Origin of the sequence: Campylobacter sp. RM16190 (assembly GCF_012978835.1) — a bacterium.
Taxonomy (GTDB): domain Bacteria; phylum Campylobacterota; class Campylobacteria; order Campylobacterales; family Campylobacteraceae; genus Campylobacter_A.
On record NZ_LIWS01000001.1, the window covers coordinates 366,107 to 384,187 of the forward strand.

Sequence of the window (18,081 nt, forward strand, 5' to 3'; positions counted from 1 at the left end):
CTCTACTAAATTATTTTTAAAGTCCTGATTTCTCGCACTCATCCTTACTTAGACTAAATTGAAAGAAAAATTTACCATTATCAAGAGTGTATCTATACTCCATAAAAACACCGGTATTTAGTATTGCCCTTGTGTCTTCTTTCGTACATGCGGATTTTAACACTTTTTCGTGATATGTTTTTTTCATATCGTCAATCTTTTGCCATGAAAACTGAGAAAATTTAACGCTTGATGTATCGTGAATCTCGTAGCTGTATGTTATTTTGCTTCCGAACGCTTTAATGTTTTTAAATGTTATATGCTCATCTATTTTTTTAGGAAGATGGGCTGAAATTTCAATCTCTATATTTTTTGCTATCTGCTCTGGAGTATGCTCTGCATCTTGAGGCATCGCCATTAAAGAGATTGCACATAATGCCGAACCTAAAAATTTTCTCATTTTCAATTCCTTAAGTTAAAATAATCATAGTATTTTAACCTTAAAATTTAAAAAATTTAATTAATTTTCTGTTATTTTGTAATACTTTTTAAATTTCACAAAACTAATAGTAAGAAATTTTATAAAATTCTTGTGGAAAGTAGAAATCTTCGTCAATATTCCTACCAATAAATACTAAAAAATTATCACATCTCTTCTCTCTATCAAAAAGCGTTATATCAAATCTACTATTTACAAACTGAAATACATATTGAGCTTTATCATTCTCAAAAGAAATCACACCTTTTATTCTTAAAAAATTTTCCGGAAGCTGTTTAATATAATTTATAAATTTTTCTTTATCTATGCTGTCGCTTAGATCTTTTTTAAATGAGACTATTCCCTCGTTTAAATGAGTTGCGTGCATCTTGCCTTCAATCATAATAGAGGCTATATATGAGGTTTGGCTTTGATTGTATAGTAAATAATTAGGGTTTAATTCGGAATTTATAGTCCCAAAAATCTCGGCACATCTATTGTTTTTAGTTAAAATTTGTAAGATTTTATTTTTTTCAGTTGAAGTTATAAGATCTATCTTGTTTAGCAATATTACATCAGCGGCTTTAACCTGCTCCAGCACTATCTTTGACCTCTTATACTCGCTTAAAAAATTAGCTCCGTCTACAACTGTAACAATAGAGCATAAATTTACAACATCCTTTATCTCATTTAACTCGCTTAATAGATTAAAAGGGTTTGCCACTCCGGTTGTTTCAAGTAGTATGGTATCGGGATTTTTTTCATTTAGTTTAGCTACTGCCATCTTTATCTGTCCAGCCATAGAGCAGCACACACATCCCTCATCTATCTCAACCGTTGCATAATTAGCATCAAGTAGTTGTCCATCAAGCCCGATCTTGCCAATTTCGTTTTGAATAACTCCGGTAAATCTATTTTGAGCCGTTTCATGCTCTATGAAATTTTGAAGAAATTTAGTCTTTCCAGAACCAAGAAAACCGGTAATGATAAAAAAATTCGCCCTATCTTTTTGAGCTGATAGAGCTAAATTTTTGCTCTCGTTTTTTAAATTTATTAAAAATTTATATAGACAAGAACTATTTTTTAAAACTTTAAATCCGCCCTCGTTCAAAAGGTAGTCTTTATCGGATTTTCCATAAAGCATATTTATATGAAATTCACTAGAAAATATATCTTTTTTGGTATTTAATTCCAAAGAGTTACTATAGCATATAGCCTCGCCATCTTTTTTATATATTTTAAGTGAGTTAAAATCTGACTCATATATCCCAGATATTGCTAAATGCATAAAATTTACGAAAGCAAGAGAGGCCCTAAAAGATGGGAAATTTTTATCTATTTCACCCTCTTTTATAACCTGTTTGCCGTCTATAACAACCCCATCTTTTGAGTATATTCTATCTTTTAATTTAGTCCTTAAAGATAAAAATATTCCCTCATTTTCAACTTTAACATAAATTTTAGCGATAATAAAATTATTAAAAAGCTCTTTATAAGAGGAGAAATTTCTAATTTTCTCTCTATAACCCTCTTTTGAGGCAACCATAGCCTCAAAAAGAGAGTTATTATCTAAAAGATTCTCAGAGCAAGAAGAAAAATAGTAGAGCACAAAAATTGCCTCACCATTTTTTACTTCTGATAATATAAGCCCATAAACCCCTTCAGAAAAGCCAAATTTCATAGTCCAGCACTCGTTAAAATAGTTGCTCTTATGCATCCCCTTATAGTGACTTAAAGCTTTAATCTGGCTATCGTATAATGATTTCATCAGGATGCTTCTCATAAGCATCCTGTAATCATCAAACTCATGATTTAATTTAATCGGGCATATATCTTTTAAATCCATTTTACTATCCAAACTTAACCTTATCTCCATTACCCAGATAATCTGTAGTCTTAGTCCTAAATCTAGCCGTTCCTCTTACTATAGGATAGCCCTCTCTTGCAAATTTCTGAACAGTCAAAAGTCCCGTACAGTGGTTACAAGCCATGACCTGATAATCCCATTTTTTAAGTCCGATAACCAAGTCATCATACTTTGGATCCCAGTCGTCAAAAGGAGATATATGAAGTCCGCCGTAAATCCCATACATCTGATCATTGTCATATTTTAGCTCTTTATACGCAGAATCGGAGAATGTAATAATACCCTGATGGCAACATCCGGTGATACTTACAAGGCCTTTATCTTGAACATTTACGAAGATTGACTGCTCACCAAATACACGGCTAATGATAGGACAATCGTAGCAAAACGTACAAACTCCAGGCTCTATCTCGTTTCTACCCTTTTTAAACACTACAAGTTCGCCCTTGTGACCTGAATCTTTGATGTATTGTCTACCCTCAGGATAAAATCCCTCATGGATAATAATCTTAATATCAGGCTTATATTTTAACACCACCGGAAGCCCCCAGAAGTGGTCAAAGTGCTCATGAGATAGGATAAGAGTATCAATCTCTCCTGATGATAGCATCTTATCTATACCCTCTCTTTTAAAGCATTCATGCATCCACTTATATGACCAGCCGCAATCTAGAAGGTATTTTTTCTTTTCGCCATTTAATCGCTCTATCTCGATTAATGCAGCATATCCGCCAGCATTATCCGGATTTACGGATAATGCCCTAGTAACCTCCCAAGCCTCATCTACCTTATCGGGCAACAGATGCTTAATCTTTTCCATTCCCTCTTTATAGCTTCCTTTTGCAAGCCCTTTGCCATTACCAAAAGGAGGCCAGTTAAAGAGATACTGATCTACTAAAAGCCCTCCGGCACCCTTTATATCTCCCATCAAAGCGGAGTTATCAAACCAGCTGGTCTCAGATATATTTGTAACCTCGACACTTTTTATCGCACCAAAATCCTTCATCTTTCTTACCTCATCAGGCATAAAAAGAGTCCTGGCAGGAGAGTATGAAAATATACCCATGGATGCAAGTGCTCCCAGCCCAATACCAGCTGCACCGCCTTTTATAAAATCTCTTCTAGCTTCATTTGTCATGGAATATCCTTTATTTAAATATAGTAAGCATATTGCCTACAGTAGGCGCTAAAAATACCACTATAAAGTATATTATCGCACCTATAATTACACCTATCAGCATACCCAGCAGCGCGTTTTTATTTCCAAAGTCATCAAGATGCTCTTTTTCTTCTTCGCGTTTTCCATCAAGCTTCCATCCCGGCCATCCATCCATAAACCAGTAGTTTATCAGCATTACGTTTATAAACCATATCATAGGAATCATCGGGAATTGTTGCGGATGCGAAAATCCTTTTTGAGTTCCTAAAAGAAAGTGTGAAATTTGATAGTATACATAATAAAGTATCACTGCCGCAACTATCGTAATCATTGTTCTCAATAAGATATTTACGGGCTTTGAAAACTGATTAACTCCATTATTGCAATAAAATTTTAAAAACAGCACCGGAACTAGCCAGAATATCGCTATCTCACCCACATGTAGCCATCTCCAATCAGGCGCATAAAGCCTTCTGTCACCCCTAATATGCTCTCCCCAAATTAGCTCTTGAAGGTAATAAAAGAAAAAGGCTATACAAAATGCCATAGCGATAATACCTATAAAAGCCGCTGTTCTTCTCATCCAATCAGTTCTAATTAGATTAAAAGGATATCTCTCCCAAATAGTCTCATATACCCACACCATAACGGTACAACACATAATCCATGCGATATTAAAATTTCCATGCACCGTATCGGCAAAATTGTGCCACCATGGAGGAGTAATAGAGGTGTATTTTTGCCAAGGATCAAATAAAATTCCCATCTGAGAGTGGAAAAATACAAAATATACTATAAAACTCATCAAAAAGGTCAAAACAAATACACTAAAACCTTTTACAGGCTGCTTTAGCCTCTCCCATGGCGAGTTTTCCGATGCCACAACCCAAGATGGTCCAATCCAAGATGCAATAGCGGCAAACATCAATATCGCTTGAGCCGCATACTCTAATGCGTAAAAATCAGTTATACCAAGTTCCGCAAGACGTCTTGGGCTAAAATAGGATATCGCAAGCTCACCCATAATAAATTCAAAAAATACCTTTAAAAATACAAAAAAGGTAAAAAATACGATTATCGTGAAAATTATTCCCTTTTTTATAGGATTGGCCTTGTATAACCACTCCCTTTTAAATGGCCAAAAGTCAAATAGATAGGCAACCCAAATCATAACAACAAGCAACCACCTACACCACATATACCCTACATAAGGAGTATACATCCTCATTAGTCCTCTTGGATCTTGAAATATCCACCACGATGCGTAAAAGATCACAAAGACGAATAAACTATTTAAAAGCACGGATTTTACAGGACCGTATCTTCTAACAAGCCTACGCTCTTCCAGGTAAAGTCTATCTACAGAATCGCTCATTACTCACCTCCTAACGTGATTTCTTTTACATAAAGCATTATAGGAAAAGAGTGTATTGGATTTGTCTTATGATGTAGATGTAAATTTTAAGATTGTCTCAAAAGAGTTTCTATTTGGGAAGTTTTATTGTAAAAAGTGCTCCATTTTTTAAATTTTGCACCTCAAGTTTTCCTTTGCAGTGATCTTCTATAATAATTCTTGACATATACAGACCAAGTCCAGTGCCATTTTTATCACTTTTAGTAGAAAAATATAGATCAAAAATTTTATCTATTATCTCTTCGTTCACACCTCCTGCATTATCCTTTATACCAAGGCAAAAAAAATCTTTATCTCGGCATGTTGTAATTTCAATTAGCGGGCTTTCTATCTTTCTTTCCAGAAGCGCATCTTGAGAATTTTTAATAAGATTTAAAATAACTTGCGCCACTTCATTTTTATACGTCATTATCGGTTTATCGCACTTATAATTTGTATCGATTTTAATTTTATGCGTATGCAAAATAGCTTTTACCATATTTATTGCCATGTTTGAAAGCTCTTCTAGAGTAGTAGTCTCTTTTGCTTTTGTAGGTTTAAAAAAATTTCTAAAATCATCGATAGTATTTGATAGATGCTTGGCATACTCCTCTATCTTTCCAATCTCGCCCAAAAACTCATCTTTTTTAAAGCTATCGAGCATCAAACTCGCGGATAAAAAAGATGTAGTCGCGGAAATAGCAGATAGTGGCTGTCTCCATTGATGAGCTATCATATTTAGCATCTCCCCCATCTGAACTAACCTCGATTGATATTGCAGCTGCTCATCTTGCTGCCTAATGACCCTTAGTTGATTTTCAACTTCGCAATTTAGTGTCTTATTAAGGCGCTTTATCTTTAATTTACTCTCTTTTAGTTTTTTCTCAACCAAAACTTGCTCCGTAATATCAACCACTATCCACAAAACTTCTTTTTTGCTAGTTATAGAGTCTCCTGAAATTCTAAGCCATATTGTCTTTCCGCTCTTATGTCTGAATTCATAGTTTAGATATAAGGCCTGATTTTTTCTAACTTTATTAAAACCGATTTCCGCAAAATGAAGATATTTTTTCTCGCTTACATGCACTACTCTTGCAGACTTACCTATTATCTCGTTATATTCATATCCAAAAATTCTACAAAACGTCTCATTGCACTCTAAGATATTCCTATTCTTATCTACTATAAAAATTCCAACCCCAGAATTAAAAAATATCTTATCCAATCTCTCATAATTTTGCTCTATGTCTAGTATTGGCATTTTATCTTATATCCTTGAGAGTATATATTCTCTATCAGTTGATAATCCACTTTTTTATTAAAGCGAGATATGATATTTCTTATACGCTTATTATCGCAAATATCATCATTAAATAGTCTATTTTCTATATCCTCGCTTGCTGCAACCCTCTCTTTACAGCTTAAAAGCATTTTAAGAAGTTCAATTTCATTTTTGGTAAGTCTAATCGATCTATTATCTTTTAACAAATTTAATCCCTCACTATCCCATACAAATCCGTTGTCTAAGCAAATTAAATTTTTTTGTTTCATATCATCGGAATTAATTATCTTTTCTAAAACATTAAGCAGATCTGATATCAAAAAAGGCTTTAAAATATACCCATCCACACCTATTTCGATGGCCTTAGTAAAATATGCAGTATCGTCATACGCTGAAAATATGATGCTTTTTGCAGCAGGATTGATATTTTTAATAGTATCAAGCATCTCAAGACCGTTTATACCAGACATATTTATATCGGTAAAAACTATATCAGGACTATGCTTTTTAAACTCTTTTAGCCCATCATAGCTATTATTACACTCTATTACACTATTAAAAAATAGTTTTAAAATTTTAGCAGTTTGGACTCTAACTTCATCGTCATCCTCTACATACAAGGCTGTCATAGGGTAGGTTTTAGTTTTAATATGTTCTATATCCATATAAACCCCTTGATTATCTTTTTAACCGACAATTATAACCAATTTATGATATTAAAGTTTTTTATAAAAGTAGTATTATATTCTATGATTATATATCTAAACCCATCTTCTTTTTAAATTTGGCGATAGTTTGGACAATACATCATACTCTATGGTGTTAAAAAACTTGGCAAATTCTCTTGCATCCTCAAATACACAAATCTTATTTCCTGAGTCTTCACAGCTAAAGCTATCCATAGACATCTTGCCAAGCATTTTTTTGCCGTTTGGCAAGATTAGCTCCTCTTCTCCATCATATCTTAAAAGTCCGTCTGCATAGCCTAAATCATAAGTTGCCACTACCATATTCCGATCTGCGCAAAATTTAGCTCCATATCCTACGCATTGACCCTTTTTGAGCTCCCTTCTGCTAATTCTATTGGCCCAAAGCTCCATTACTCTCTCAAGATTTAAACTATCATCAAACTGAGCATACCCATATTGAGCTATTCCGATTCTCACATACTCGTTTTTAAGCTCTTTAAACCTCTCAAGACCGGCAGAATTATGCGAATGAAAAATCAGATCATCTTGATTTAGTCCGCTATATTTTAGAATTTTTTCTTTTGCAATTTTAAAATTCTCTCTTTGAACAAAATAATCACTATTTAACTCATCTGCAGAACGAAAATGCGTATATGCGCCTAAAATCTTAAGCGAATTTTGCTTAGCCATCCTGCAGGCAGCCTCAACTTCATCAAGTATTATGCCGTTTCTGTGCATCAAAGTATCTATAGCCAAATGAATTTTAGTGCCACTTTTAAACGCTTGCAAATTCGAAAGCTCATTAACCCCATAAATAAATCTATCGCTCTCGTTTCCATTTGGCAAATGAGAAAGTATTAAAATTTGATCGAAAAAACCATCTAACTCATTAGCTTCGCGTTCATCTTTAACCGCTGCAAATTTGATCCCAAATTTTGCCGCCTCGCTTGCGATTAGCTTTGCTCCATGCCCGTAGGCATTATCCTTAAGAACGAGTATAACGCGCTCTTTGCCGCCAGCTTTGGAGCAAATTTTAGAAAGGTTATTTAGATACGCGGCACGATTTAATAAAATTTCAGACATTAAATTTCACACCGTAAGCTTCATAAACATCGGGCAAAAGTTTGCGCACACTATAATCATAAGCATAAAATTTCGCATATATGGCTTTTAAATCGCCCTTTTCGCACTTGCTAAAATCAAAAACATCAGTGCCCTCTATCTTTGGCACCTGAGTGTCAAGCTCGGCAAAAAACTCGCTTCTTGCTTTTAAAATCGCCTCTATCTTAGACTTTACCACTTCACTTTTTTCTTGCATATTATCTCTCCGTTATTATCTTTGCTTTACCGCTTTCAAGCTTTACGTAAAGCTCCTTTTTACCGCTAAATTTATGCGAAGGAGCGCTGTAATCCTCATGAAAAACGACTCTATAAATTTTTAAATTTTGCTCATTTGGATATGGGGTGACTGCAAAATTTGAGAATTTTATCTCTTTTTGCTCGTTTTTGGCAAAAATTCTCTTTTTAAATTTGACAAATTCGCCAAAGTTCATCCCATCAAACCGCACAAAATCCTTAGAATAAAATTTCAGATACTTATCTATATCGTTTTTTCTCCAAGCACTTTTCCACTTAAACACAAAAGCCATCACAAAAGCGATATCATCGTCATTTGCAAGCGTGTCATGCCTCTCGTCTATAAGAACCAAACCGTTATCTTCTATAACCTTGCCAAATTTCAAAAGCCTGTCGTTATCCATCGCTACGCAGCCTCTGGTTCTAACTTCATTATCGCGCCTACCATCCATCGGAAAACCATGTATCCAAATGCCACTGCCCGTTTTTTTAGAAATTTTATCAAGCAAATTCGGATAAGAAAGCTCAAATGCAAGCGGTCCGTAGTAGCGATCAGGCGGAGTAAAGCGGCTAGTTATGTCATATAAGCCAACAGGGGTTTTCAAATCGCCCTCTTTGTGCTTATCGCCTTTTTTGCCCGTTATTACATTTTGAGTAAATTTCTCAGCCAAAACGCCATCTTCGTAAAAAAATGTCCGCATATCTTTGGTGTATTTATTTACAGTTATTATCGTAGTTTTTGCTTCATAGTAGCCAAATTTTAAGTCCTTGCCGACAAATTTATCCTTCCAGTAGCTAATCTCTTTTAAATTTTCAGTGTTTGCGAAGGCAAAAGCAGCTAGCATGCAATATATAAATAATTTTTTCAAACAAAACCCTATCAAGTCATAATAAAAAGCCCAATTATAGCACAGCGAGTTTAAATTTGAAAAAATATATTTTCTGATATAATTTCATATTTGTTAATAAATTTTTGAGAAAAGGAAACACATGAAAAAAACGTTATCAGCCTTGGCTTTAGTCGCGGCTTTTTGCGCGGCAAATGCAGCAGACATTGAGGTTTCAAACGCTTTTGCAAAAGCCACTCCTCCGCACGTGAAAAATAGCGCTGCATTTATGGATATCAAAAATAATACCGATAAAGCCGTAAAGCTTATAGCAGCCAGCTCAAATATCTCAAAAACAGCCGAGCTGCACACTCATAAGCACGCAGAGGGCATGATGCAGATGATTCAGGTTGATAATATAGAAATTCCCGCTAAAAGCGAAGTGAACCTAAAACCGGGCGGACTTCACGTGATGTTTATGAATATATTTGCTCCGGTTAAAGAAGGCGACAAGATAGACGTAACGCTTGAGTTTGATAACGGCTCAAAAGTCGAGCTTAAAGACGTGGTCGCTAAGCCGGTCATGAAAAAAGAAAGTATGCATAAGCACTAAGATGAATAAACAGATCATAGCCGCACTTATCTTTGCCGTAGCCTTTATCGCGGGCGGATTTTATGTGTTTAGCGAGAAGTCATCAAGCCAAGAGAGCGAATTTACAGAGGTTGATACAAATTTAACTCCGCTTGAGTGCGATATGAACGCAAATTTCTCCTGCCCTGTTAAATTTAAAGGCAAAACCGTAAATTTTAGCCTCTCGCCAAGACCTGTTTATGTGATGCAGCCTGTCTCCATGTGGATAGAGGGGCTTAATGAGCTAAATTTCAAAGAGCCAAGCCTTGAAATTCACGGCGTAAATATGGAAATGGGTGTGATAAAAGCCAAGCTTGAAAAAAGAGATAACGAATACAAAGCCGATGTCGTGCTAAGCGCTTGCGTCATAAGCCTTATGAGATATAGGTTTGAAGTGCTTGACGGCGGCAAAAAAACAGGGCTTTATATAGACTTTGATCTAAAACAATAAGGAGCCAAAATGAAGCTTTTTTCTTCGATCGTCGTGTTTATCATGATAATTTCCGCCGGAGTCTTTCTAGGGCTTAAATATGCAAACGGCGGAGTTTATAACTTTAGCGCTAAGAGCATAAACGGCGATGTGACGTTAAAAAGCTTTGATGACAAGTACAAAATCATCTATTTTGGATTTGGCTCCTGTCCTGACGTCTGCCCTGCTACTCTTGGGCTCGTTAGCAGCGTGCTTGGCGAGCTTAAAAGAGATGATATCATAGTGCTTTTTATCACGCTTGATCCTGAGCGCGATACGCCTGAGACGATGGATGAATACGCTAAATACTTCTATCCGAACTCATATGGTTTAGTAGTGGATAATCTAAAAAAAGTTACCGCTACCTACGGAGCCAAATACAAAAAGATAAGGCTTGAAAAATCAGCCATGGACTACTCCGTAGCTCACAGCTCGTCTATATATCTGCTTGATAAAAAGGGTAAGTTGGTAAGTGAAGTTTCAAATTTAACGATAGAAAATATAAGAGATAGTATCAAAGAGCTGGTAAAAAACTAATAATCCTCATCGTGCATTTCATACGCGATAACATAGATGAGGCCGATCGTCAAAACGATAAGAAAAGTAGCCAAGATAATTGATGTCAAAATACAAATCCTTTATATTTAGTCTTATGATTATACAAAATCAAGTTATAAATTCTAATAAATTTACTATTGTCGTTAAAAATACCATTAGCCTTTATTATCTTTTTAAAGTATTTTAAAAAGTATAGAACAATCAAATTTCTTATAATAAAGAATTTTTATATAGTATATTAATTTTAGCTTTTTAAATTTAATTAAATTTAAAACAAAAGCAAGATAAAATTTCAATATTAAAAATTCTATATTAATAACTATTAAATAATATATATAGAATTAAAAAATAAGAAAGACAATGAGATTTGAGATACTAAAAGCCATATCAGGCATATCTTTATCCGACTACATAAATTTAAAAAATATTCACTGTTTTTACAATTCAAAACTTAAAACAAATTCACACAAAAAGGAGATCAAATGCTTGGCGTTATCATCGGTTCAGTAGTGCTATTTATCGTCGGTTGGGCGATTATCAAGGGTAAATACGCACCGCTTACGCTGTTTTTGTCGGGCGTATTTATGCTTATTTGCTCTATCGTTCTTCAAACGGGCAAATTTATGCCTAAAAAGGCCACGCCTACGGGCAACGAGTACCTAGACATCGTAGAGTACATCCGCTATATGTTTTCAGACCGCATGGCTGATCTTGGGCTTCTTATCATGTTTATGGTCGGTTTTGCCACTTACATGACGCATATCGGAGCAAACAGCGCTTTCGTCTCGCTTACCACGGGACGGCTTTCAAAGATCAAAAGCCCCTATTTCATGATATTTGTCGCATTTGCCATAGCAAAGCTCATAAGCATGGTCATCACAAGCGCAGCCGGACTTGGCGTGCTCTGCCTTGCGCTTCTTGGGCCTATCCTCATCTCACTTGGATTAAACAAACTCACAGTAGGCTCTATCTGCTGCATGTCGGGTGCCGCTTCGATGGTGCTCATAGGCGCTTCAACCGCCGCTTCGGCTAAGGCTACTTCGCTTTCGCTGCTTGATTATGTATTTTTATACAAAATTCCGGCCGCACTTCCAACTTCTATCGTTATCGGCATAGCGCTAGTTTTTTGGAATAGATACTTAGATAAAAAAGAGGGCTGGGTATGTAGCGAGCACGTGGGAGAGAGCATAGAATTTGACGAAGCTATCAAGCCTCCTACTGCGACCGCGCCTAAAATTTATGCGATTTTGCCGTTTTTACCGATGATTTTGGTGGTTGTCTTTTCCGAATACTGCCTCAAATCAATCAAACTAAACATCTCAGCCATCATCCTTCTCTCAGTCATTATCGCGATGTGCTTTGAGACGATCAGACATGGATTTAAATTTGAGCCGTTAGCGGAGGGACTAAAGATCTTTTTGCAAGCCATGGGACGCAGTTTAAGCGGAGTGGTTGCTCTCATCATCGCAGCAGGAGTTTTTGCTCAAGGCTTTAAGTCTTTAGGCATGCTTGATAGTATCGTAAGCCTTGCAAATACGCTTGGACTCGGTGGCTTTGGCATGTCGGTCGTGTTTGTGCTTATCACAACTGTTGTCGCCATCATCGCAGGCTCAAACGGAGCTAGTTTTTATCCGCTTGTCGAGCTTGCGCCACAAATCGCAACAAAACTAAACGTAAGCTCGGTGATGCTTGTTCTTCCTATGCATCAAGCTTCAACTATCGCGCGTCCGCTATCGCCTGTTGCAGGCGTAGTTGTAGCCATAGCAGGTATGCTTAAGTGCAACCCGCTAAGCCTCGTGAAACGCTGCTCAGTCCCTGCGATACTAGGACTTATCAGCCATCATATATTTGTATTTTTACTTGTGCTTTAAGGAGTGATCATGGAGGCGCAAACTCTGCCGCAATGGAGCTTTGATGATGCTTATGTTGATTTTGAGCATGAGAATTTTACCGGCTCGTTAAAAAGAGCTAAAGATGTGCTGAACAAAGCTTCGAATTTACTTAAATCCGGCAAATTTTCGGCTAAAGAGCTTGCCGCGCTTTACGAAGAGGGCTTTGATAAGCTATCATCTTTAAAGGCGTTTTGTCGCTGCAAGATGAGTGAAAATACAAAAGATGAGCGAGTAGCCGTCGTAGAAGCAAAAATTCAAAGCCGGATCTCAAAGCTAGAGCTTATAAAGCAAGCGATGTTAGCCAAATTTGAAGAGTTAAGCGAGGATGAGTGGGAAAAATTTGGGCTTTCGCACTGGAAATTTTACTACGAAGAGCAAAAAAACAGCTGGAGTAAAAATTTAAAAAATAAAGAAATTTTTGCCGAGCTTGAGCAGAGTAGCTTTACTCCGATATATGCGATTTTTACGCATTTAAACAACCTCATCGATATCAAGGCACAAGATAGCTTTGGCGAAGTAAAAAACTATAGCTTTGCAAAGTGCGGAGGCATTTTAAAGGGTTCACCAGATAGCGTGTTTCGCGAAAATATCTTTAATGAGCTTAGCAAACACTACGAAAAGCACGCGCCTATTTACGTGGATGCCTTAAATATGCTGCACGGCTTTAGGCAGGCTAAATTTAAACAGGCAAAATGCGATATCTTATTGCCAAGTTTTGAGCAAAATAAAATCAGCCACGACGTGATAAATGCGATGCACTCGGCACTCCAAAAGCGAGTTAGCAAGATAAGAGAGGCGGTAACTTTAAGAGCGCCTTACCTTGGTAAAGAGCGCATGAGTGCGTGCGATCTGCTTGCGCCTTCGCCGTTTTCTACTAAAGCGCAAATTCCATATCATCAAGCTATATCCACGATAAAATCAGCCCTAAGCGAAGTTAGTGAGGAAATTTCAGGCTTTATAGATCTTATGCTTAAAAATCGCTGGATAGAGGCAAGCACGAGAGAAAACAAAGCCGCGGGCGCCTTTTATACTAGATTTAACGAGCTTAAGCAGGCTAGAATTTTTTCTAGTTACATGGGCACACAAGCTCATATGATACAGCAAGCCCATGAGCTTGGACATGCGTGGCACTACTGGATAATGCGTGATATGCCAAGCATTAAGACGGAATTTCCTATGAGTTTAGCCGAAATCGCAAGCACGTTTAACGAGGCTGTACTGAGAGAATACATAAAGAAAAACGCAGACGAAAATTTGCTATTTGATATCCTTTGGCAAGAGCTTAAATCGGCTGCAAATTTCATGCTTCATATTTCGGTTAGATATAGCTTTGAGACTGATTTTATAAAAGCTAGAAGCAAAGGCTTGGTAACGCCACAAGAGGCAAAAGAGATGATGAAAAACGCTTGGCAAAAGTGGTATGCTGATAGCACGCAAGATATGGAAGAGTTTTTGCCATATTTTAAGCTGCATTTTTACAAAACCGATCAATACATCTACAACTACCCTTACACGGTAGGATATCTGTTATCGCAGTTTTTAATAGAAAAATTTAGAGCTAAAGAGCCAAATTTCTTTGAAATTTACAAAGCGTTTTTAAGAGATACCGGCTCAATGAGTGTAGATGATATCATCAAAAAACACTTTGGAAAAGATATCAAAAAAAGTGAATTTTGGCTTGAGTGTATCGATGGCGCGCTTGGTTATGTAGAAGAATTTAAGGCAATTAGCAAAAAGAGAAGTCAAAATTTAGAGTAGATCTCAAGAATAAGAAATCATAAATAAGTGGTAAATTTAATTTTGCCACTTATACTCCAAATGATTCAAGCTAAATTTGCTTGAAATTTTGACACTTATCAGGCTATCTTTTAAATTTAATCTTAAAATATCAATTTAAAAAATATTTTTATTATTTGAAACCTTATTTAACTCTTTATTAAGTCTTTTAAATGTATATTTTTATTATATTTACTTATCTAATCAAGGAGGCTAAATGCAAGAGGCAAGAGATACAAAAAAGCTGATTATCGGCACTATAGCTTTGATAGCAGCTATCGTTTTCTTTGGTGGATTTACCAAGGATATTGCAGGTGGAATTTTTGACTTTAGCAAGCTAACCGGTCAATTTCCAGAGTGGTTTAAAACCTCAGGCGGAACCAGCGCAAAAGGCGGATTTTTATTTGCATTAAGCCTTGTTCCTAGTGTCATGCTAGCGCTTGGATTTGTTGCGATATTTGAAAGATATTACGCGCTATATGCGGCTTCATCTTGGCTTACTCCTGTTTTAAGACCTATGATGGGTATCCCAGGAGCTTGCTCTATATCGCTCATGGCTAGCACTCAAAGCACTGATGCGGGTAGCTCTACTGCAAAATTTTTGCGCCAAGAGGGCAGGATGACTCACAAAGAGCTTTTGATATTTGCGGCGTTTCAGTTTAGCGCGGGAGCCATGATCACAAATTTCTTGGCATCTTTTGCACCGCTACTTATCATACCTGATAAAAACGGGGCTTTAGCGCCTGTTTCTATCGCGCTTTGCTTGGGCATAATCTTTGTTTTTAAAGTTTTTGGTGCAAATTTAATGAGACTTTATGTCAAAAAATTCGTAAAAGATGACGAGGTTGAAGTATGAGTGATAAAACAAACAACAAACTACTAACTGACGTATTCGTAGAGGGTGCAAGAAAAGGCTGGGATATCGCTATCCACAACACTATCCCAAATGTTTTGATGGCGTTTGTGATCATCTACATATTAAACGTATCAGGTGCACTTAAAATCATAGGAAACTATCTTGGCTTCATCATGATACCGCTTGGACTTCCCGGTGAGTCGATAGCCGTATTTATGGCTGCGTTTTTAAGCTGGGGCGGCTCTGCAGGTGTGCTTGTGGCGCTTGTGCAAAGCGGCACATTAACAGCGGGCGATATAGCTGTGCTACTTCCGGGAATGGCGCTTGTAGGCTCGACAGTTCAGTACATGGGTAGAGTTTTAGGAGTGCTTGGAATCCCTGGAAGACACTATCTGGTTCTTTTTGGAATTTGTATATTAAACGCCTATCTTGCGATGCTTGTTATGAGCATGATTGTCTAGAAAGGGGCTATCATGAGACAAGAGGAGTTGCCTAAATTTTTAGAGGAGCTTAAAGAGCTAACCGAGATAGAAAGCCCTACTTCGCATATAGAGGGCGTAAATTCGGTCGCAAAATGGTTCATAGATAAAGCAAATTCGCTAGGGTTAAAGCATAAGATAATCAAGCTTAACAGCGACAAAGTGGCCGATTGCTTGCTGATATCAAACGATCCTGAAGCGCAAAATTTCGACATACTTTTTGTGGGGCATATGGATACGGTTTTTCCTGTTGGCTGGGGTAAAGATGTGCCTTTTAAAGAAAATGACGGCAAGATAAACGCACTTGGCGTGATAGACGATAAGGCGGGCGCTTTGCTATCTTTATACGTCATAAAGGACCTTGATCTAAGCAAACTCAATGTGGCGGTATTTTTAAATTCCCACGAAGAAACGGGCTCAAATTTCACGAAAGATCAGATAAGAGAGTATGCCAAGAAGTCAAAATACTGCCTTGTGATGGAGCCTGCCAGAGAAGATGGCTCGATGGTCGCAACCAGAAAGGGTATGCTTGCTTACACGGTTGAATTTCACGGAGTCTCGGCGCACGCAGGAAATCACCCTGAGCGCGGTCGCTCGGCGGTAGTTGAGGCGGCAAATTTCATAGTTGAGCTTTCTAAATTAACCGATTTTAGCGCGGGACACACCTTTAACGCCATAATGACAAACGGCGGAACGGCGCAAAACGTAGTGCCTGATTTTGCTTCGGTAAATTTTGAGATGAGATATAAATTCGCCTCTTCGGTTGAGTTTTGTAAGCAAAAGCTGAATGAAATTCTAAGCAAGTCTTTTGTACAAGGCGTAACGCATAAGATAACCTTAACCAATGACGAAGGCCCTATGATAGATGAGGTAAATTTGCCAAAGATTAAAGCAGTGTTTGACGAAGTCGCAAAAGAAAGCGGAGTCAAAGTAAGCTGGGTCGATGCGGGAGGATTAAGCGACGGCAATATCGCATCTTCGGCGGGTTGTCCTACCATAGACGGACTTGGACCAACAGGCGGCAATATGCACTCAAAGAGCGAATATCTAGTCGTAAACTCAATCGTACCAAAGTGCAATCTAATCCTAGACGTCATCAAAAAGATAGTCTAATCTAACTTTTAGTAAAAGAGCTAAAACTAAACGCTCTTTTACTAAATTTCTTATATCCTGCAAAAATAATTAATAATTAATAATACAATATGTATAATATAATTAGTAATGTTTTAATATGCTATATATAAAATAAAAGAAGTTTAAATTTATTTTTGGAACTATTTAGTGAAAAGTTACAGTGAAATTAAAGATTTATCACAATATATAAAAGCTTCATTTTATTTCTGGTTAATTCTTGCGGGTTTTGTTATACATGCAACATTTGAGTTTATTTTTATATATAGCGGAAACAAACTAATGATGTTTTATAATATAATAAGCATAGCTGTTTTTGGCGGGGCTTTAAAATTTTTACACAAACATCAGAAGATAGCCCTGCTCACTTGCTGCACAGAAGCGACTATATTTTTAACAATTGCTACTATAAACCTTGGCTGGTCCGCAGGCTTTCAAGCATGGTTTGTTCCATTTATCTTTCTTTCTATAACAGTTCCATTTAAAAAACGCGGTATATTTTATGCTTTAGGAATTATTCAATCAATAATATACATATATCTATATTTTTCAACTAATCTAAAAATTTCAATATTTCAAATAAATTCAATCGATGATTTTCTAACAAGATTTAATATAATTGTCGCATTTATGCTTATATTTTTTATAGAACGAGTACTTCAAATTTCAAAGGCGATGGAAGTAATTTTCCTGCAAAAAGAAATTCATGAGATGGAAAATATTGCCAACATAGACGAACTGACTGGACTTATAACCAGACGTCAAATGAATGACATTTTAAACAAGATAGATATGTCGCTTAAAAAGGATAGTGGTAATTTTTACTTGATTTTTGGAGATATTGATCATTTTAAAGTCGTAAATGATACTTATGGGCACAAATGCGGAGATGTAGCTTTAGCTGAAATTTCTGCAATATTAAAAAATGAATGCAGAAGCAACGATATAGTTTCTCGCTGGGGAGGAGAAGAATTTTTGATCCTTCTTCAAAGTGATAGAGTTGGTGAAAAACTAAATAAAAATAAAGTCGAAAAAATTTTAAATCGTATTCGAAAAAAAGTGGAAGAGAAAGTTATAGAATATAATGATATAAAATTTTCTGTAACTATTACTTTTGGTGGTGTTTGCTCTGCTAATTTTAGCAATATACCAAATATGATCCATGCAGCCGATAAACAAATGTACATAGGTAAGAAAAACGGAAGAAATCAAGTCGTAATAAAATAATTAATACTTTGATAATAGCAACTAGGCCTTGT

19 protein-coding genes are annotated in these 18,081 nt (G+C 36.5%); 10 read left to right on the forward strand and 9 right to left on the reverse strand.

Annotated features, from left to right (window positions below; genetic code table 11):
- Positions 1-16: 16 nt before the first annotated feature.
- From CDOM16190_RS01885 to CDOM16190_RS01925, 9 genes are all read right to left on the reverse strand, one after another.
- Positions 17-439: a hypothetical protein gene (locus tag CDOM16190_RS01885; protein WP_170018641.1), complete on the reverse strand. Its 423-nt coding sequence runs from the start codon at positions 437-439 to the stop codon at positions 17-19.
- A gap of 103 nt (positions 440-542) precedes the next feature.
- Complete coding sequence (locus tag CDOM16190_RS01890; protein ID WP_170018642.1) at positions 543-2,315, reverse strand: CobW family GTP-binding protein; 1,773 nt, start codon at positions 2,313-2,315, stop codon at positions 543-545.
- Entirely contained in the window at positions 2,308-3,462 is a 1,155-nt protein-coding gene (locus tag CDOM16190_RS01895; RefSeq protein WP_170018643.1) for an MBL fold metallo-hydrolase, read from the reverse strand. The genes CDOM16190_RS01890 and CDOM16190_RS01895 overlap by 8 nt, the downstream gene beginning before the upstream one ends.
- 10 nt (positions 3,463-3,472) lie before the next feature.
- Complete coding sequence (locus CDOM16190_RS01900; RefSeq protein WP_170018644.1) at positions 3,473-4,858, reverse strand: hypothetical protein; 1,386 nt, start codon at positions 4,856-4,858, stop codon at positions 3,473-3,475.
- Positions 4,859-4,967: 109 nt separating this feature from the next.
- Entirely contained in the window at positions 4,968-6,137 is a 1,170-nt protein-coding gene (locus CDOM16190_RS01905; protein ID WP_170018645.1) for a PAS domain-containing sensor histidine kinase, read from the reverse strand.
- Entirely contained in the window at positions 6,125-6,823 is a 699-nt protein-coding gene (locus CDOM16190_RS01910; protein WP_170018646.1) for a response regulator transcription factor, read from the reverse strand. The genes CDOM16190_RS01905 and CDOM16190_RS01910 overlap by 13 nt, the downstream gene beginning before the upstream one ends.
- A 96-nt stretch (positions 6,824-6,919) precedes the next feature.
- The gene (locus CDOM16190_RS01915) at positions 6,920-7,930 is read right to left on the reverse strand and encodes an alanine racemase (protein ID WP_170018647.1); all 1,011 of its coding nucleotides are present in this window, start codon (positions 7,928-7,930) and stop codon (positions 6,920-6,922) included.
- Entirely contained in the window at positions 7,923-8,165 is a 243-nt protein-coding gene (cmeU, locus tag CDOM16190_RS01920; protein WP_170018648.1) for a CmeU family protein, read from the reverse strand. Before cmeU ends, CDOM16190_RS01915 begins: the two co-directional genes overlap by 8 nt.
- A 1-nt stretch (position 8,166) precedes the next feature.
- Positions 8,167-9,072 (reverse strand): L,D-transpeptidase family protein, encoded by a 906-nt coding sequence (locus tag CDOM16190_RS01925; RefSeq protein WP_249934087.1) that lies wholly within the window; start codon positions 9,070-9,072, stop codon positions 8,167-8,169.
- Between the two features lie 121 nt (positions 9,073-9,193).
- On the opposite strand from CDOM16190_RS01925, the gene CDOM16190_RS01930 reads away from it, so the two are divergent.
- The 10 genes from CDOM16190_RS01930 (at position 9,194) to CDOM16190_RS10890 (ending at position 18,049) form a co-directional block, all read left to right on the forward strand.
- Entirely contained in the window at positions 9,194-9,643 is a 450-nt protein-coding gene (locus tag CDOM16190_RS01930; protein ID WP_169974460.1) for a copper chaperone PCu(A)C, read from the forward strand.
- Between the two features lies 1 nt (position 9,644).
- Positions 9,645-10,112, forward strand: a complete 468-nt coding sequence (locus CDOM16190_RS01935) for a hypothetical protein (protein ID WP_169974462.1) — start codon at positions 9,645-9,647, stop codon at positions 10,110-10,112.
- 9 nt (positions 10,113-10,121) lie between these two features.
- Positions 10,122-10,667, forward strand: a complete 546-nt coding sequence (locus CDOM16190_RS01940) for an SCO family protein (RefSeq protein WP_170018649.1) — start codon at positions 10,122-10,124, stop codon at positions 10,665-10,667.
- A gap of 381 nt (positions 10,668-11,048) precedes the next feature.
- Positions 11,049-11,198, forward strand: a complete 150-nt coding sequence (locus tag CDOM16190_RS01945; RefSeq protein WP_169974466.1) for a hypothetical protein — start codon at positions 11,049-11,051, stop codon at positions 11,196-11,198.
- Positions 11,171-12,559 (forward strand): C4-dicarboxylate transporter DcuC, encoded by a 1,389-nt coding sequence (gene dcuC / locus CDOM16190_RS01950; protein WP_170018650.1) that lies wholly within the window; start codon positions 11,171-11,173, stop codon positions 12,557-12,559. The genes CDOM16190_RS01945 and dcuC overlap by 28 nt, the downstream gene beginning before the upstream one ends.
- Positions 12,560-12,568: 9 nt before the next feature.
- Positions 12,569-14,338 (forward strand): gluzincin family metallopeptidase, encoded by a 1,770-nt coding sequence (locus tag CDOM16190_RS01955; protein WP_170018651.1) that lies wholly within the window; start codon positions 12,569-12,571, stop codon positions 14,336-14,338.
- 235 nt (positions 14,339-14,573) lie between these two features.
- Positions 14,574-15,212, forward strand: a complete 639-nt coding sequence (locus tag CDOM16190_RS01960; RefSeq protein ID WP_170018652.1) for a nucleoside recognition domain-containing protein — start codon at positions 14,574-14,576, stop codon at positions 15,210-15,212.
- Complete coding sequence (locus CDOM16190_RS01965; protein WP_170018653.1) at positions 15,209-15,673, forward strand: YjiG family protein; 465 nt, start codon at positions 15,209-15,211, stop codon at positions 15,671-15,673. The genes CDOM16190_RS01960 and CDOM16190_RS01965 overlap by 4 nt, the downstream gene beginning before the upstream one ends.
- Positions 15,674-15,685: 12 nt before the next feature.
- Positions 15,686-16,804, forward strand: coding sequence for a M20/M25/M40 family metallo-hydrolase (locus tag CDOM16190_RS01970; protein WP_170018654.1), 1,119 nt, complete (start codon positions 15,686-15,688; stop codon positions 16,802-16,804).
- A 168-nt stretch (positions 16,805-16,972) separates the two neighbouring features.
- Positions 16,973-18,049 carry a GGDEF domain-containing protein gene (locus CDOM16190_RS10890; protein WP_170018655.1) on the forward strand — a complete coding sequence of 359 codons (1,077 nt, stop codon included), beginning with the start codon at positions 16,973-16,975 and terminating at the stop codon, positions 18,047-18,049.
- Positions 18,050-18,081 lie beyond the last annotated feature (32 nt).

Coding starts and splice junctions, on each gene's coding strand:
- CDOM16190_RS01965 (WP_170018653.1), top strand. CDS start 15,209: ATGAGTGATAAAACAAACAACAAACTACTAACTGACGTATTCGTAGAG.
- CDOM16190_RS01960 (WP_170018652.1), top strand. CDS start 14,574: ATGCAAGAGGCAAGAGATACAAAAAAGCTGATTATCGGCACTATAGCT.
- CDOM16190_RS01930 (WP_169974460.1), top strand. CDS start 9,194: ATGAAAAAAACGTTATCAGCCTTGGCTTTAGTCGCGGCTTTTTGCGCG.
- CDOM16190_RS01895 (WP_170018643.1), bottom strand. CDS start 3,462: ATGACAAATGAAGCTAGAAGAGATTTTATAAAAGGCGGTGCAGCTGGT.
- CDOM16190_RS01940 (WP_170018649.1), top strand. CDS start 10,122: ATGAAGCTTTTTTCTTCGATCGTCGTGTTTATCATGATAATTTCCGCC.
- CDOM16190_RS01900 (WP_170018644.1), bottom strand. CDS start 4,858: ATGAGCGATTCTGTAGATAGACTTTACCTGGAAGAGCGTAGGCTTGTT.
- CDOM16190_RS01915 (WP_170018647.1), bottom strand. CDS start 7,930: ATGTCTGAAATTTTATTAAATCGTGCCGCGTATCTAAATAACCTTTCT.
- CDOM16190_RS01945 (WP_169974466.1), top strand. CDS start 11,049: ATGAGATTTGAGATACTAAAAGCCATATCAGGCATATCTTTATCCGAC.
- CDOM16190_RS01905 (WP_170018645.1), bottom strand. CDS start 6,137: ATGCCAATACTAGACATAGAGCAAAATTATGAGAGATTGGATAAGATA.
- CDOM16190_RS01970 (WP_170018654.1), top strand. CDS start 15,686: ATGAGACAAGAGGAGTTGCCTAAATTTTTAGAGGAGCTTAAAGAGCTA.
- CDOM16190_RS01910 (WP_170018646.1), bottom strand. CDS start 6,823: ATGGATATAGAACATATTAAAACTAAAACCTACCCTATGACAGCCTTG.
- CDOM16190_RS01935 (WP_169974462.1), top strand. CDS start 9,645: ATGAATAAACAGATCATAGCCGCACTTATCTTTGCCGTAGCCTTTATC.
- CDOM16190_RS01885 (WP_170018641.1), bottom strand. CDS start 439: ATGAGAAAATTTTTAGGTTCGGCATTATGTGCAATCTCTTTAATGGCG.
- cmeU (WP_170018648.1), bottom strand. CDS start 8,165: ATGCAAGAAAAAAGTGAAGTGGTAAAGTCTAAGATAGAGGCGATTTTA.
- dcuC (WP_170018650.1), top strand. CDS start 11,171: ATGCTTGGCGTTATCATCGGTTCAGTAGTGCTATTTATCGTCGGTTGG.
- CDOM16190_RS01955 (WP_170018651.1), top strand. CDS start 12,569: ATGGAGGCGCAAACTCTGCCGCAATGGAGCTTTGATGATGCTTATGTT.